Raw genomic sequence first — 14,656 nt, 5'->3', positions numbered from 1 at the left:
AAACGGGGCTTATTTGCTTATAAAGCATTCTACTTTACTCAATAAGTAAAATTTATTCTCACAATAGACAACAACAAAATATAATACCCATTAAGTATTATATTAATATAGAAAAGAAAAATACCTTCCAACTGCTTAATATCATATTTTAAAAGCTAATTAGTACCTATTTATGGGTACTCAAAACATTACGTTAAAATAGCTTTCTCTAATATATAGATCACCTTCCTTAAATGTGATCTTGCTATATTCATTCTAACGCACAACCAAATACACAAATTAACCTTATGATTTAAAAGGTTATTACTTTAATTTTATCATTAATAATTGATCTGGGATAATTTATTTCGAAATATAAATATTCAAACTTGTAAATAACACATCATATAAATATGGTAAATATTAATATAGCGACTATCCTATAATTTATCATTAGTTTTTGTAGGTGTACTTACTTTATCTTCCTGCAAAAAATTACTCTCAAATAGCTGCAAACATTAAATAATATGCGAACTTTGATCTCAGCTTTATTGGTGTGGTTCCTCTGGGCATTTTCTATGCCTGCCTCAGCTGTGTTCGTTAGTCCACCTAAAGATCCTCTCCCTCTGATAAAAGAGATTTTCCCAAACCATAGCCGAATTGAAGAGAAACAAAACGATCCTCCTGTTTGGAAAATCTATCAACAAGAGACTTTGCTAGGCTATGCATTTGAAACCGTTGATGTCGTATCTATACCAGCCTATTCGGGTGAACCTGTAAACATGCTGGTGACTCTGGATCCTGAAGGAACCTTTCTTGGCGCTAAAGTACTCGAGCACCACGAACCCATTCTTCTTATCGGTATCCCTGAGCAAAAGCTCACCGACTTTGCTGATCAATATACTGGCCTTTCAATTTCTGACCGTATCAAAGTTGGAGGGCAACCCAGCGATGGATACGTAAATCTGGATGCGATATCGGGTGCAACCGTAACCGTGATGGTAGTGAATGTCGCCATAACCCGTGCAGCAACCAAAGTAGCCCGCAAACTAGGCATTATTGCGGAATATGAGCAAGTATCCCTGCCACCGGCAGCCATAAAACAAGATTTCTACGAACCCGCAAGCTGGCAAAAACTGACTGGTGATGGCTCTATTCGACGCCTTTATCTGGACAGAGAAACGGTTGATAAAGCCTTTGTGGGAACAGATGCTGAGAATATCGATTTGGCGACCGAAGCAGAGAAACAAGATCGGTTCGCAGATATTTATTATACCCAACTCAACATTCCAACCATTGGCCGCACCCTGCTAGGGGATTTCAGTTATGAGCGTTTGATTGAACAACTACAGCCGGGTGAGCACGCTATCGCAATCATGGGTAACGGATACTCTTTTAAAGGTTCTGGTTACGTACGTGGCGGCATATTCGATCGAATTCAGGTCCACCAAAATGATTTAGCTATTAGCTTCCGAGATCTGGATCAAGAACGTATCAACGATATTTTTGCTGCTGGTGCACCACGCTTTAAAGAGATGTCTCTGTTTATTCTGCGTGAACATATTGAGTTTGATCCGGGCTCACCCTGGCAGTTTGAACTGTTAGTCAGAAGGCAAACCGGCGCAATAGACAGTGTGTTCACCAGCTTTAAAGGCAGCTACGAACCGATTGAACATTATCTGGACAGACCTGTAGTTATCATCGAACCAGAAGAAGAGCCTCAGCCTTTATGGATGTTGGTCTGGCAAGAGAAACGAGTTGAAAGCACACTTCTGATTATCAGCTTAGTTGTACTTTTAGCGATTCTGTTCTTTCAGGATCCTCTGGTAAAACGTCCTAAGCTTCTGCAAACCATTCGTCACGTTTATCTTGCCTACACAGTATTGTTCATTGGCTGGTACTGTGCAGGGCAGATCTCGATTGTGAATGTTTTCACCTTCCTGCAATCCCTTTTCAGTGATTTTAACTGGGGTCTGTTCCTGCTTGACCCGATTATATTCATCGTCTGGGTAGCCGTTGCGGTTACATTGTTACTGTGGGGAAGAGGGGTGTTCTGTGGATGGCTATGCCCATTTGGAGCCCTGCAGGAACTGATCAACGAGCTTGGTCGCAAGCTTAAAATTCCTCAGCTCGAAGTACCTTTTTCGATTCACGAGAGGCTGTGGGCGGTCAAATATCTGATACTTCTTGCCCTGTTCGGTATGTCACTTGAATCTTTGGCGCTGGCTGAGCAGTTCGCTGAAGTCGAGCCTTTTAAAACCACCTTTCTGTTGAACTTCAATCGTGAATGGTACTTCGTGTTCTACGCCTTGTTCTTACTAGTTATCAACCTGTTCAGCCGCAAACTTTTCTGTCGTTATGTTTGTCCACTTGGTGCAGCACTTTCTGTTCCTTCAGGTATACGCCTGTTCGACTGGCTCAAGCGTCGCCCCGAGTGCGGAAAACCTTGTCAAATATGTGCCAAGGAGTGCGAAATTCAGGCCATTGAACCAAATGGTGTGATTAACATGCGTGAATGTCACCACTGTCTCGATTGCCAGATGACCTATTTCAATGAGTCTAAATGTCCGCCACTGAAGAAAGTGGCTTATAAAAAACGTAAACAGATGGAGCAACAGATTGCCACCATCACGGTAGAGGACTAAGCACAAGCGTTACACCGTGACAACCACTACCCTACAAAACATGGAGCGACAATTATGTCTGATAAAACCGATAAGCAAGATCAGCAATCCTTAGAGAATGAGGAAAGGCGAAAGTTTTTTGGTAAGTCCGCCGCGATGGGGGTTGCGGGTTTAGCCGCACCAGTGATGACTTCTGCAATGTTCTCATCCATGGCACAGGCAAAGACTGAAGAGAAAATGGCTCATGCCTTTGTTGAACCTGGGGAGCTGGATGAGTATTACGGTTTCTGGAGTGGTGGCCAGTCTGGTGAAGTTCGGATACTTGGTATTCCATCAATGCGAGAACTTTTAAGAATACCTGTTTTCAACCATGACAGTGCGACCGGATGGGGTAAAACCAATGAGAGCCGCGCCATATTAGGTGACAGTGCAGACTTCCCGAACGGTGACTCTCACCACCCACACATGAGTATGACGGACGGCCGCTATAACGGTAAGTATGTTTTTATCAACGACAAGGCCAACACCCGTGTTGCGCGTATTCGTTGTGACATCATGAAGACAGACAAGATCATCACCATTCCGAACGTGCAGGCAATACACGGTTTGAGGGTACAGAAAGTTCCTGAAACTAAGTACGTTATTTGTAATGCTGAATATGAAATTCCGTTACCTAACGACGGCCGTGATATGACGGATCCTTCGAAGTACTACTCAATGTTCAACGTTATTGACGCGGAAAAGATGGAAGTCGCGTTTCAGGTGATTGTAAACGGCAACCTTGATAACACCGATGCTGACTACGACGGTAAGTACTTCGCATCCACCTGCTACAACTCTGAGCATGGTGTCACTTTGCCAGAAATGATTTCTGCCGAGCGTGACCATGTTGTGGTGTTTAGCCTTGAACGCATGGAAGAGGCGGTTAAGTCAGGCAACTTCACTACGATTGGTGACTCAAAAGTACCTGTCATTGATGGGCGTAAAGGCAGCGCGGTGACTCGCTATATTCCTGTTCCGAAAAACCCGCATGGTTTAAATACCTCTCCCGATGGTAAGTACTTTGTCGCGAACGGTAAACTTTCACCAACGGTATCCATCATCGCAATCGACAAGCTTGATGATCTGTTCGCCGATAAAATCAAGCCACGAGATGCGGTTGTAGGTGAACCTGAACTAGGACTTGGTCCACTGCATACCGCATTTGATAACCGTGGCAATGCCTACACAACTTTGTTTATCGATAGCCAAATTGTCCGTTGGGATATCGATAAAGCCATTCAGGCCTACAACGGTGATAAAGTGAATTACATCCAACAGAAGCTGGATGTTCATTATCAACCGGGCCACAACCATACCTCACAGGGTGAAACGAGAGATGCTGACGGTAAGTGGCTAGTTTCTCTGTGTAAGTTCTCTAAAGATAGATTCTTACCTGTTGGCCCGCTACGTGCTGAAAACGATCAGCTTATCGATATCTCCGGTGATGAGATGAAACTGGTGCATGACGGCCCGGCATTCGCAGAACCGCACGACTGTATTATTGTACACCGCAGCAGAATGAAGCCTTCAAAACTCTGGAGCCGAGACGACCCATACTTTGCAGATACCGTCGCGATGGCGAAAGCAGATGGAGTGAATCTCGAAACCGATAACAAGGTAATTCGAGACGGAAACAAAGTTCGTGTATACATGACGTCTGTTGCACCTATGTACGGAACCACTGAGTTTACCGTTAAGAAAGGGAACGAAGTGACCGTCATCGTTACCAATCTAGACATGATCGAAGATGTTACCCACGGTTTCTGTATGGTTAACCATGGTGCGCAGATGGAGGTAGGACCCCAGCAAACCGCTTCGATTACCTTTGTAGCGAATAAACCGGGAGTACATTGGTACTACTGTAACTGGTTCTGTCATGCCCTGCATATGGAAATGACTGGCCGGATGTTGGTTGAGTCTTAACCTTACTATCCGGCCAGCAATGCTGGCCGGATATTTCCTGAATAGGTAGTAAAAAGGAGTTAATTTGCGCTTATTGTGGCTAATTCTAATAGCTTCCAGTTCCTTCTGGTCTGCAACGCTTACCGCTAAAGTTATTAGTATTTCACCAGAACAGTCCCTTGAACAGGCACTGAGCTCTGCACAACCTGGCGATGAGTTGATCCTTCAGAAAGGCATCTATCAAGGCAACTTTGTTATCAATGTTCCAATGACCCTGAAAGGTGAAGAGGGCGCTGAAATAAATGCTGGCGGCAACGATCATGCACTGCTCATAAAGGCCGAAAACGTCACCATCAGTGACCTTCGCTTTCGAAACTGGGGGGATGACCTCACCGATATGGATGCCGGTGTTTTTGTCCAAAAACAGGCTTCAAATGTCACCATCAGAAATAGCGACTTCAAAGGCGATGGATTTGGTATCTGGCTGGACAAAACTCATGGATCACGAGTCATCAACAATATCGTCGAAGGTAACCCAAAACTTCGGTCGGCAGATCGCGGAAATGGTATTCAACTCTCTCTGGTAGAAGGGGCTGAAGTCAGAGACAATCGTGTCAGCAAAACCCGAGACGGATTATATGTGATTCATAGTAATGACAGCGTTTTGGAAAATAATACCGTCCACGACCTTAGATATGGCATTCACTATATGTATTCCCACTCCAACAGGGTCGTGAACAACACTGCGTACAATACCCGTGCTGGGTATGCACTAATGAGCTCACGCAACCTTGTTGTCGCTGGAAATCAGAGTAGAGACAGTCAGGATTATGGTCTGCTGATGAACTACATCACCAGCTCAGAAATCACAAATAACCGAGTCGAGCGAGTCTGGTCAAACTCCGAACAAAAAGTGGTTGGTGGCGATGGGAAATCACTCTTTATCTATAACTCCCTGCACAACACCATCTCCAATAACCTTTTTGCAGATAGCGAAATCGGCATTCATCTCACTGCGGGATCAGAAGAAAACAAGATCTTCGCTAACAGCTTTATCGATAATGTGGTTCAGGTGAAATATGTCTCAAGCCGTGAACAAGAGTGGAGTCAACAAAAGCAGGGGAACTACTGGAGCAACTACCTTGGCTGGGATATGGATAACAGTGGTACCGGAGATCAGGCTTTTGAACCTAATGACAGCATCGACAAACTGCTGTGGGAATACCCGGAAGCCAGAGTGCTGATGGATAGCCCCGCAGTTCTTGTTTTAAGGTGGGTACAACGACAGTTCCCGGTTTTCAAACCACAGGGAGTAAAAGACAGTTACCCACTCATGGCGGCCCCTCATCAAAAGAGTAACCAGTAATATGGATAACAATGTAGTAGAACTCACTGATCTAGAGATGCATTTTGGTGATGTCAAAGCACTGAAAGAGATCAACCTCACGTTACCATCTGGTGAGGTTCTGGGTTTATTCGGTCACAACGGAGCCGGAAAAACGACCATGATGAAGCTGATTCTGGGCGTACTCAATCCCACTCATGGTTCGATATCGGTGATGGGAAGCGCACCAATGTCTCAGTCAGCCGCTAAGATCCGTCAAAGAATCGGCTATTTACCAGAAAACGTAAGCTTCTATCAGCATCTTACCGGACTTGAGGTCTTGAACTTTTTTGCCCGACTAAAAGGGGTAAAAAAATCGGTCGCTATTGAATTGCTCGAAGAGTTGGGACTGGCTCACGCTATGAACAGAGCCGTAAAAACTTACTCAAAGGGCATGAAACAAAGATTGGGTTTGGCGCAAGCGACACTCACACCACCAAAGCTGCTCATTCTTGATGAGCCTACCGTCGGCCTTGACCCTGTTGCTACACAAGACTTTTATGTTCAGGTCGACAAACTGAAAAAAGAAGGCTGCACTGTCATCCTCTGCTCCCATGTATTGCCCGGAGTGGAGCAGCACATAGATAAAGCCATGATTCTGGCGAACGGACGAACCCAGGCATTTGGCACGCTCGATGAGTTGAGGAGCAGCGCTGCGTTGCCAACACATATCACAGCGAAAGGTTTAAACGGGGCTTTGCATGCGAACGAAACACTAAGGCCATATCTCACTGGTCCAGATCGCCTTGTAGTAGAAAACGAACAAAAGATTTCTGTCATCAGGCAACTTGCAGCACATCCTGCATTAGAGGATATGGTTATTACTCCCCCTACTCTGGAGCAACTCTATCAGTTCTATATGCCCGCTGAAAACAACCACCCTTCTGTTGAGGAGGAAAGCCAATGAGCCCTGTATTAGCCGTCGCTAGCAAAGAGTTTCGTGATGGACTGCGAAACCGTTGGTTTATCTCAATCACCCTCATATTTTTGATTCTCTCCGTTGGACTCACTTATTTCGGCTCGGTCGCTTCAGGAAGTCTCGGAGTGGCTTCGCTATCAACCACCATCGCGAGCCTATCCAGCCTTGCGGTATTTATCATTCCACTTATCGCACTACTATTGTGCTATGACAGTTTTGTGGGCGAACAGGAAGGCGGGACGTTACTGCTCTTGCTGACTTATCCACTCAGTAAAACGGAGTTGTTACTGGGCAAATTTATCGGTCAGGGCGGTATAACAGCACTGGCGACTCTTCTCGGTTTTGGCGCATCAGCGCTGGTCATGATTGCGGACAGTTACTCAATGGATGTGATTGTCGCCTTCACCCGATTCATATGCTCGGCCATCCTTTTAGGTTGGGTATTTATCTCGATGGCTTATTTGGTCAGCCTTAGCGTCTCTGAAAAGTCAAAAGCGGCGGGACTGACGCTCATCATCTGGTTTCTTTTTGTTTTGGTTTTTGATCTTGCGCTGCTCGCTGTACTCGTCGGTGTAGAAGATCTTCTCAATCAGGAAACCTTAGTCACACTGATGATGCTTAACCCAGCTGATGTATTCAGGCTAGTTAACCTTGTGGCACTTGGTGGTGAGAATGCAAATGGTGTTCTCTCAATTGCCATGAGTTCTAATTTAAGCCCAACAACGTTAATGCTGGTTCTAACCTTATGGGTTATCGCTCCTTTACTGGCTTCTAATCAGATTTTTAAGTTAAAACACTTTTAGGCAGGATATAACAATGAAAACTCCTTCGCTTTTAGTCACTTTGTTCCTTTCATTTGTGCTACTCGGGTGTGGCTCTGAAGAGGCCAGTCAGCAAGCTACTATGCGTCAGGCCGTTGCAATCGAATCCGCAGATGAATGCCACCTTTGCGGAATGATAATCTCAAACTTCCCCGGCCCCAAAGGAGAGCTTTATGAGAAAGGGAAAGAGGAAGTAAAAAAATTCTGCTCCAATCGTGATCTGTTCACTTACCTGCTACAGCCAGAAAATCGTAGACAAGTTCAGCAGGTATTTGTTCACGATATGACTCAGGTACCATGGGAGACACCGGATGACGATCTCTTCATCGATGCTAAATCTGCCTGGTATGTGGTTGGTTCCAGCAAGAAAGCAGCAATGGGCATGGCCGTCGCTTCCTTCTCTAAAGAAAAGCATGCTCGTTTTTTCTCAGACCAATTTGGAGGAGAAGTTATTCGATTCGATGACATCACAATAGATATGCTTGCCATGGGCTCAGGAATGCACATGAGCCACTAAAGGTTACTTGAGTATATCGATAAAAAATCAGGCTAAGTTCTATTTTTGTTCTGGATCACACTTTTAATTTTAGTCAACAAAAATCCAGTATTTCGAACATTTAGCCTGCATTCCAATACGTTCTTTTTGATTAAAGTTGTTACCGATTTAAACAAAATAATAACATTATTCAAAAGGAACCCTCATGAACGATAATGCAGAAAAGCACCTTGATGCCTTGGGCGCAAACATCTCGCTTTCCCCAAAAATGCTCGACGAATTAGATACGCACGGTTTTACTATCATTCACAATGTCATAGACCAGGACTGGCTGCAGGAAATGCGTCGTACCATCGATATGCTGGTAGAGCGCGAGGGTGAAAACCTTGCGGTAGAACACCATCAGGAAGATACGGTTACGCGTGTAGCAAACTTGATAAACAAAGGCACTGTGTGGGAAAAGGTCTGGGCGCACCCAATGGCTCTGGCGGCATGTAAGCATATCTTCGGAGGCGAGTTCAAAATCTCCAGCCTGAATGCTCGTGAAGCGCATCCGGGCGGAGGACATCAACCTCTTCACGCAGACTGGAAAAAACCAAGACCAGATTTTCCAAAAGTCCATTTAGTCAACTCGATCTGGGCGATCGACGATTTGACCAAAGAAAACGGGGCACCAAGAATCATCCCCGGAACGCACCTTCGTCCAGAACTTCCCGAAGAGTATCTTGATGATGTCGATGGCCCATATCCGGGTGAGGTTTATCTGGAATGTCCCGCAGGTAGTATCATGATCTTTAACGCGCACACCTGGCATGGCGGAACTATTAACCATGCAGGAACACGTCGTCGTGTACTTCATGGACTGTATATAGCCAGAAAAGATGCCGCTCAACAGGATCAGAAAAAGTGGCTAACGCCCGAGACGGCAAGTCGTCTGACACCTGCTCAAAAGTGGTTACTGGAAGTCGATTAAACATCAGGTTCAAAATCTAAGGCTTTAGAACAAATGTGCTAAAGCCTTAATCTTCCCCCTCCATTAAGTTAATAAGTATATTTTATCAATTCGATAAATATAGATAATTTCATATTATTAACAAATCTCCATATACTCAGCTCCAACAAAAACACAAAGCAACTTACTATCAATTCCTGGAGTCAATTATGAAAATGAGTCATGTGGGTATCATGGTCGGTGATATGAACAAAGCCGTTGAGTTTTACACTAAAGCGCTTGGACTTCGCCTTATTATGGACAACACACCTGTTGTTGAAGAGCGTGAAACGGCTATCGGCAGAATGTGTATCGCCGTATTCGGTGAGGGCTTTAAAGGCTTCAACATTGCTCACCTTGTCACAACCGACGGTATTGGTGTTGAACTGTTTGAAATGAAAGAGCGTGAAGAGCGCCATAATGTCGACTTCTCTAAAATCGGTATCTTCCATTTCTGTCTGCAAACTGATGACTTTGAAGGTGCGATTGCTCGTACTGAACAATATGGCGGCAAGGTAAGAATGGACATCATGCGCTACCATCCGGAAGACGATAACAAACCTGCGAAGATGGTTTATCTGGAAGACCCGTTCGGCAACCTATTTGAGCTTTACTCGCACACATATGAAGAAACTTACTCTTCTGATTACGAGTAATAAAGGGAGCGCTATCTATGAAATTCTTACACACCATGATTCGTGTAACTGACCTTGAAAAATCCATTGAGTTTTACACACAGATATTGGGCATGAAGCTGCTTGATCGTTTTGAAAACAAAGAATACCGCTACTCACTGGTATTTGTTGGTTACGAGCAAGGCGGTCCAACAATTGAACTAACTTACAACTGGGATACCAGCGAATACGACATGGGTAACGCTTTCGGCCATATGGCTCTGGGTGTGAAAGATATCTACTCTGCATGCGATAAGATTAAAGCTCGTGGCGGAAATGTCACTCGCGAACCAGGTCCAATGCTAGGTGGTACAACGCATATCGCCTTTGTAAAAGACCCAGATGGTTACCCGATCGAACTTATCCAACTTGAAAAATAAGTGAGTATGAAGATGAAAGATGCATTGTTTCAACCTGTTCAGCTTGGTTCTTTATCTCTGAAAAACCGTATCGTAATGCCACCGATGACGCGTTCACGCGCAAGTCAGCCAGGTAACGTGGCTAATGACATGATGGCGAAGTACTATGCGCAACGCGCTTCTGCTGGTTTGATTGTTGCGGAAGGTACACAGATCTCTGAAATGGGTCAGGGTTACGCATGGACTCCGGGTATTTACTCATCTGAGCAAATCGCTGGCTGGAAAAAAGTCACCGATGCGGTTCACGCCAAAGAGGGTAAGATCTTTGCGCAACTTTGGCATGTAGGCCGCGTAACTCACCCGGCTAACATTGGTGGACAGCAACCTATTTCATCTTCAGCTTTGAAAGCTGAAAACGTAAAAGTGTTTATTGATGATGGCAGCAACGCACCAGGTTTTGTTGATGTGGTTGAGCCTCGCGCGATGACCAAAGAAGACATCAAGAACGTTATTGCGGATTATCGTCAGGCAGCCCTTAATGCTATCGAAGCAGGCTTTGACGGTATCGAACTGCATGCTGCAAACGGCTACCTTGTAAATCAGTTTATTGATTCAGAAGCCAACAACCGTACCGATGAATATGGTGGTTCTATCGAAAATCGTCTGCGCTTCCTAAAAGAAGTTGTCACTGCGATGACAGAGGCTATTGGTGCTGATCGTGTGGGTGTGCGTCTTGCTCCGTTCACTTCGCTAAATGGTACTGTAGATAGCAACCCTGTTGAGACATACACAGCCACGGCGGCATTGCTGGACACGCTTGGTGTGGTTTATGTGCACATCGCAGAAGTCGACTGGGACGATGCACCTGACACACCACTAGAGTTCAAAAAAGCGGTAAGAGAAGCGTATAAAGGCACCATTATCTACGCTGGCCGCTACGATGGTGATAAGGCAGCACAGGCAATCAACGATGGTCTCGCTGATATGGTTGGATTTGGTCGTCCGTTTGTTTCAAACCCGGATTTACCAAACCGAATCAAACACGATTATCCGCTAGCTGCGCATGATCCGGATACTCTATTTGGTGGTGCTGAAAAAGGTCTGACTGATTACTCTGAATATCAGGCAAGTTAAGTTTCGGAAAAAACTTTACCGAATAAACTAAAAACACAGCCTTCAGTTAACTCGGGCTGTGTTTTGATTGCGATTATAGGTTCGCAGCAAAGAACTCAGATACAGCGTCTACAGATTTCTTAACTGCTTGTGGCTGGTCGTAGAAGTCAAACTGAGTGACTTCTTCTAGCCATAATGCGTTTACGTTATCGCCCGCAGCTTCAAGATACATGTGTGCACCTGCTGGAAGAGCCATAGATTCTGAAGCAACCATCAGTGCTGGCTGAGTCAGTTTGTCTGCGCTTAGCTGAGCATTGTAGTTCAACCAACCGTCCCATGATGCTACGTTAAACTGGTTGTCGTACTCAGGGATAAGACCACGGTCAATTTCTGTGTAGTAAGGTGCGTTATACATTAGTGCGCCTTCGTTTGTTGTGCTTGCAGCTTCAATGTATACAGGCTCATCAGCGTTCTTCGCAGCTTCTGCTGCTGCAAGAAGACCTTTCACGCTCTCTTCACCACCGTAGATAGCCGTTGCCATTGGTACATCGTGAAGCCAAGGTGCCACTACTGCTACAGAGCTTACTTTGTCGTTACCTGCTACCGCGTCCAGCATGTAACCTGCAGATGCACAGATACCAACACCAGCAATACGAGTGCCGTCTACCTGGTCAAGTTGAGCCACTGCATCAATCACAGCGCGAATGTCGTCAGTTTTACGAGCCGGGTCTTCTAGGTAGCGAATTGCGTCTTCTGACTCACCCCAACCACGGAAATCAAACGTTAGCGTTGCGTAACCTTTTTCAGCCAGTGCCGCTGCGTAAACTGCTGGCATTTGCTCTTTCACCGTTGTCCATGCGCCAGTGATGATAACTACTGGTGGCTTCTCAACGCCTTCAGGAAGGTAAAGATTTGCAGCCAGAAGGCCAACACGGGTGTCTAGTTGAATTGCTTGCATAGTGGTGTTCTCTGTAATTTGAGTGGTGTTTTGTTCTGCTTTATCACTGCTTGAGCATGCTGCTAGAGAGAGTGCTCCAAGAACTGATATCAAAAGTTTCTTAAACATGGGTAAGTCCTCTGACTGGTTAACTTTGTTCCCGTTATCCCGATGTGGGCTATCAGGTTGTTCGCTTAACTTGGGTATAGAATAGCCAGAGGGGTGATTTTAAGATTGAAGATTGCTGCTTAAGTTTTTGTAATTTATTGCTCAGAAATTTTCAATTTCTGTTGGCATGGATTGTTGCAATCTCGTCCATAGTCTATTGACGAAAAACGAGATTACGATCACATTGATTCATAGTATTGTGATTGCAAAGAACCAAAGAGCTCTGAGTTAACAACTCTGATAAAGAAGAACGCTATGCTATTCAACATCTCACAACGATACGTTTTCAACTCTGAACAAAACTTATTGATCGATAACCTCAACGACAGCGCAGAGATCAAATTGAACAGGAACGAAAACAAAATCCTTCTTCTTCTTTCTCAACATCCAAATAAGTTGATTAGCAGGAAAGAGTTGCAAGAGCATGTGTGGATTCGCGATGGGATTGTTGTTCACGATTCGAGTGTGACGCAGGCGATTTCAACCTTGAGGAGAGCCCTTGGTGATTCGACGAAAGCTCCTGAGTACATTATGACTGTGCCTAAACGAGGCTATCAGCTAATTGCTAATGTTGAGGAAATAACACCTCCAGCAGAGATGGAGATTGAAGAAATCAGTCATCATCAGAAGCGAAGTCGTTTCAAAAATATGTTTGGTCTTGAATTTCCTTCTTTTCAGAACCTGTTTTCACGTATGGCTTTTACTGCATCCCTTTGTATTTGCCTATATGTAATGGTGCATTAAACGAAGTATGAGGTCGCTTTTACTAATAATAGGCGACCCGATTTCTACCCAGACTCTTAGCCAAATAAAGCAATTCGTCGGCCTGGGCTAACAGTTCGTCTTTCGACAACTCTTTTTCAACTATTGAAGAGGCAACACCTATACTCACGGTGACATAACCTACCTCTGAGCCTTCATGGGTTAAATTGCTTGCCCGTATTGTTCTCAGGATGTTGTTTGCAACATTAGAAGCACCTTGTAAATCCGTTTCTGGCAGAACACATACAAACTCTTCTCCACCATAACGAGCGACAAAATCAGCTGGACGATGAAGGTTTCTAGATAGGATATTTGCAACCTTAATCAGGCAATCATCACCTTTTACATGCCCATAGCAGTCGTTGTACTGCTTAAAAAAATCCACATCCAACAGTAGCAACGAAAGTGCATCTTTGTTTCGTCGATGCCTGGCATGCTCTTTTTCTAACAAGTTATTGAAATGCCCCCTGTTGAATACGCCTGTCAAACCGTCGATTCGACTGAGATATTTTAGTTGCGCATTTTTTTCTTCAAGTTGCCGCTCTGCTTTTACCCGCTCTTTTAGCTCAACCTTTTGTTCTCTAACTGCTTTAGTTAAGTTTCCAAGCAACAGTTTTTGATATCTTAAGAATGTAAATACCAACGCTAGTCCAATGATGATTAGCGATCCAAATACCTTACTCAACGCCCTGTGATAGAAAATGACTTGCGATTCAGCCTGCAGAACACTTTTCGCTGTGCGCTTGTCTATCGCCTCTAAAAATCCGTTAATTGGACTCATGATGTTTTTCTTTGCGACATGGTACTGCTCACCAAACAACAGGCTTTGTGCAAGTATCGGGTTTGGCCTCTGTTGTACTGTAAACTTCCCATCAGAATCCTGAAACTTACCAACCATCGCATTCATTGCGATCTCTTCTAGGAGGACCAGTTCATCTGAGTGGGCTTGAGCTTTACTAAGCAATCTAAACTCTGATTGAGTAAAACCCGCCTTGCGCATCAGTTCTTCTAGCGGCACTTTGTCTCCATGTTGAAAAGGTGGTTCTGGAGCCGGAACGGTCATAAAGTCCCAGTAGACGCGTTCATAGGAATCCGGGCGCGCTTTTTCACCATTCCGGATAGCCAGAATATCCCAAAAGTATTGCTCAAACTGGTTATTGCCGGAGACGGCATACGAGCGAACCATACGCGTCAGGTCATCTGAACTTTGCCTCAGCTGATCAGCGAGCAAGTAAGATTCGTAACGAAGCTCTGTTGCGGATTTGTAGCTCTCCTGGCTAATGGCCTGCATACGTAAAAATGCAATCGCGACAAAAACCATGGAAATAAAAAGCACGATTTCCGCCACGATTAAAATGAACAGTTTTTCTCTTCTCTGGAAAATACCCAACATATCGAATCTTTTATGAATAGCGGTTCAATGTAACTTGCCCATAAGATTAGCGTAGTAACAATTGGAGGAATTTTCAGAAGAAATAGCGGGAG

The 14,656-nt window shown here is 44.6% G+C and carries 13 protein-coding genes; 11 read left to right on the top strand and 2 right to left on the bottom strand.

The features are described from left to right. Positions 1–557: 557 nt before the first annotated feature. From nosR to SNR28_RS00630, 10 genes are all read left to right on the top strand, one after another. Positions 558–2,624, top strand: coding sequence for a transcriptional regulator NosR (nosR, locus tag SNR28_RS00675; RefSeq protein WP_375749095.1), 2,067 nt, complete (start codon positions 558–560; stop codon positions 2,622–2,624). A 54-nt stretch (positions 2,625–2,678) separates the two neighbouring features. Next, positions 2,679–4,568: a TAT-dependent nitrous-oxide reductase gene (gene nosZ / locus SNR28_RS00670; RefSeq protein ID WP_375749094.1), complete on the top strand. Its 1,890-nt coding sequence runs from the start codon at positions 2,679–2,681 to the stop codon at positions 4,566–4,568. Positions 4,569–4,632: 64 nt separating this feature from the next. Further along, on the top strand, positions 4,633–5,913 hold the full coding sequence (locus SNR28_RS00665; RefSeq protein WP_375749093.1) for a nitrous oxide reductase family maturation protein NosD: 1,281 nt from the start codon (positions 4,633–4,635) through the stop codon (positions 5,911–5,913). 1 nt (position 5,914) lies between these two features. Next, positions 5,915–6,838, top strand: coding sequence for an ABC transporter ATP-binding protein (locus SNR28_RS00660; RefSeq protein WP_375749092.1), 924 nt, complete (start codon positions 5,915–5,917; stop codon positions 6,836–6,838). Further along, positions 6,835–7,653 (top strand): ABC transporter permease, encoded by an 819-nt coding sequence (locus tag SNR28_RS00655; protein WP_375749091.1) that lies wholly within the window; start codon positions 6,835–6,837, stop codon positions 7,651–7,653. Before SNR28_RS00660 ends, SNR28_RS00655 begins: the two co-directional genes overlap by 4 nt. A 13-nt stretch (positions 7,654–7,666) precedes the next feature. Continuing rightward, positions 7,667–8,188, top strand: a complete 522-nt coding sequence (locus SNR28_RS00650) for a nitrous oxide reductase accessory protein NosL (protein WP_375749090.1) — start codon at positions 7,667–7,669, stop codon at positions 8,186–8,188. A gap of 184 nt (positions 8,189–8,372) precedes the next feature. Then, positions 8,373–9,140, top strand: coding sequence for a phytanoyl-CoA dioxygenase family protein (locus tag SNR28_RS00645; protein ID WP_375749089.1), 768 nt, complete (start codon positions 8,373–8,375; stop codon positions 9,138–9,140). A gap of 188 nt (positions 9,141–9,328) precedes the next feature. Next, positions 9,329–9,814 carry a VOC family protein gene (locus tag SNR28_RS00640; RefSeq protein ID WP_375749088.1) on the top strand — a complete coding sequence of 162 codons (486 nt, stop codon included), beginning with the start codon at positions 9,329–9,331 and terminating at the stop codon, positions 9,812–9,814. A gap of 17 nt (positions 9,815–9,831) precedes the next feature. Further along, positions 9,832–10,212, top strand: coding sequence for a lactoylglutathione lyase (gene gloA / locus SNR28_RS00635; protein ID WP_375749087.1), 381 nt, complete (start codon positions 9,832–9,834; stop codon positions 10,210–10,212). Positions 10,213–10,224: 12 nt separating this feature from the next. After that, positions 10,225–11,325 carry an alkene reductase gene (locus SNR28_RS00630; protein ID WP_375749086.1) on the top strand — a complete coding sequence of 367 codons (1,101 nt, stop codon included), beginning with the start codon at positions 10,225–10,227 and terminating at the stop codon, positions 11,323–11,325. Positions 11,326–11,398: 73 nt separating this feature from the next. On the opposite strand, the gene SNR28_RS00625 is transcribed toward SNR28_RS00630, so the two are convergent. Beyond that, complete coding sequence (locus tag SNR28_RS00625; protein WP_375749085.1) at positions 11,399–12,370, bottom strand: alpha/beta hydrolase; 972 nt, start codon at positions 12,368–12,370, stop codon at positions 11,399–11,401. Positions 12,371–12,664: 294 nt separating this feature from the next. Here SNR28_RS00625 and SNR28_RS00620 point away from each other — a divergent pair, with 294 nt between their 5' ends. Beyond that, positions 12,665–13,153 carry a transcriptional regulator gene (locus SNR28_RS00620; RefSeq protein ID WP_375749084.1) on the top strand — a complete coding sequence of 163 codons (489 nt, stop codon included), beginning with the start codon at positions 12,665–12,667 and terminating at the stop codon, positions 13,151–13,153. 22 nt (positions 13,154–13,175) lie between these two features. Here the strand turns inward: SNR28_RS00620 and SNR28_RS00615 are convergent, their stop codons facing one another. Continuing rightward, positions 13,176–14,564, bottom strand: coding sequence for a GGDEF domain-containing protein (locus tag SNR28_RS00615; RefSeq protein WP_375749083.1), 1,389 nt, complete (start codon positions 14,562–14,564; stop codon positions 13,176–13,178). Positions 14,565–14,656 lie beyond the last annotated feature (92 nt).

The organism is Vibrio iocasae, assembly GCF_042245395.1.
Classification (GTDB): domain Bacteria; phylum Pseudomonadota; class Gammaproteobacteria; order Enterobacterales; family Vibrionaceae; genus Vibrio; species Vibrio iocasae.
Note: the sequence above shows the minus strand (reverse complement) of the source record. Positions and strands in the feature narration are given on the sequence as shown.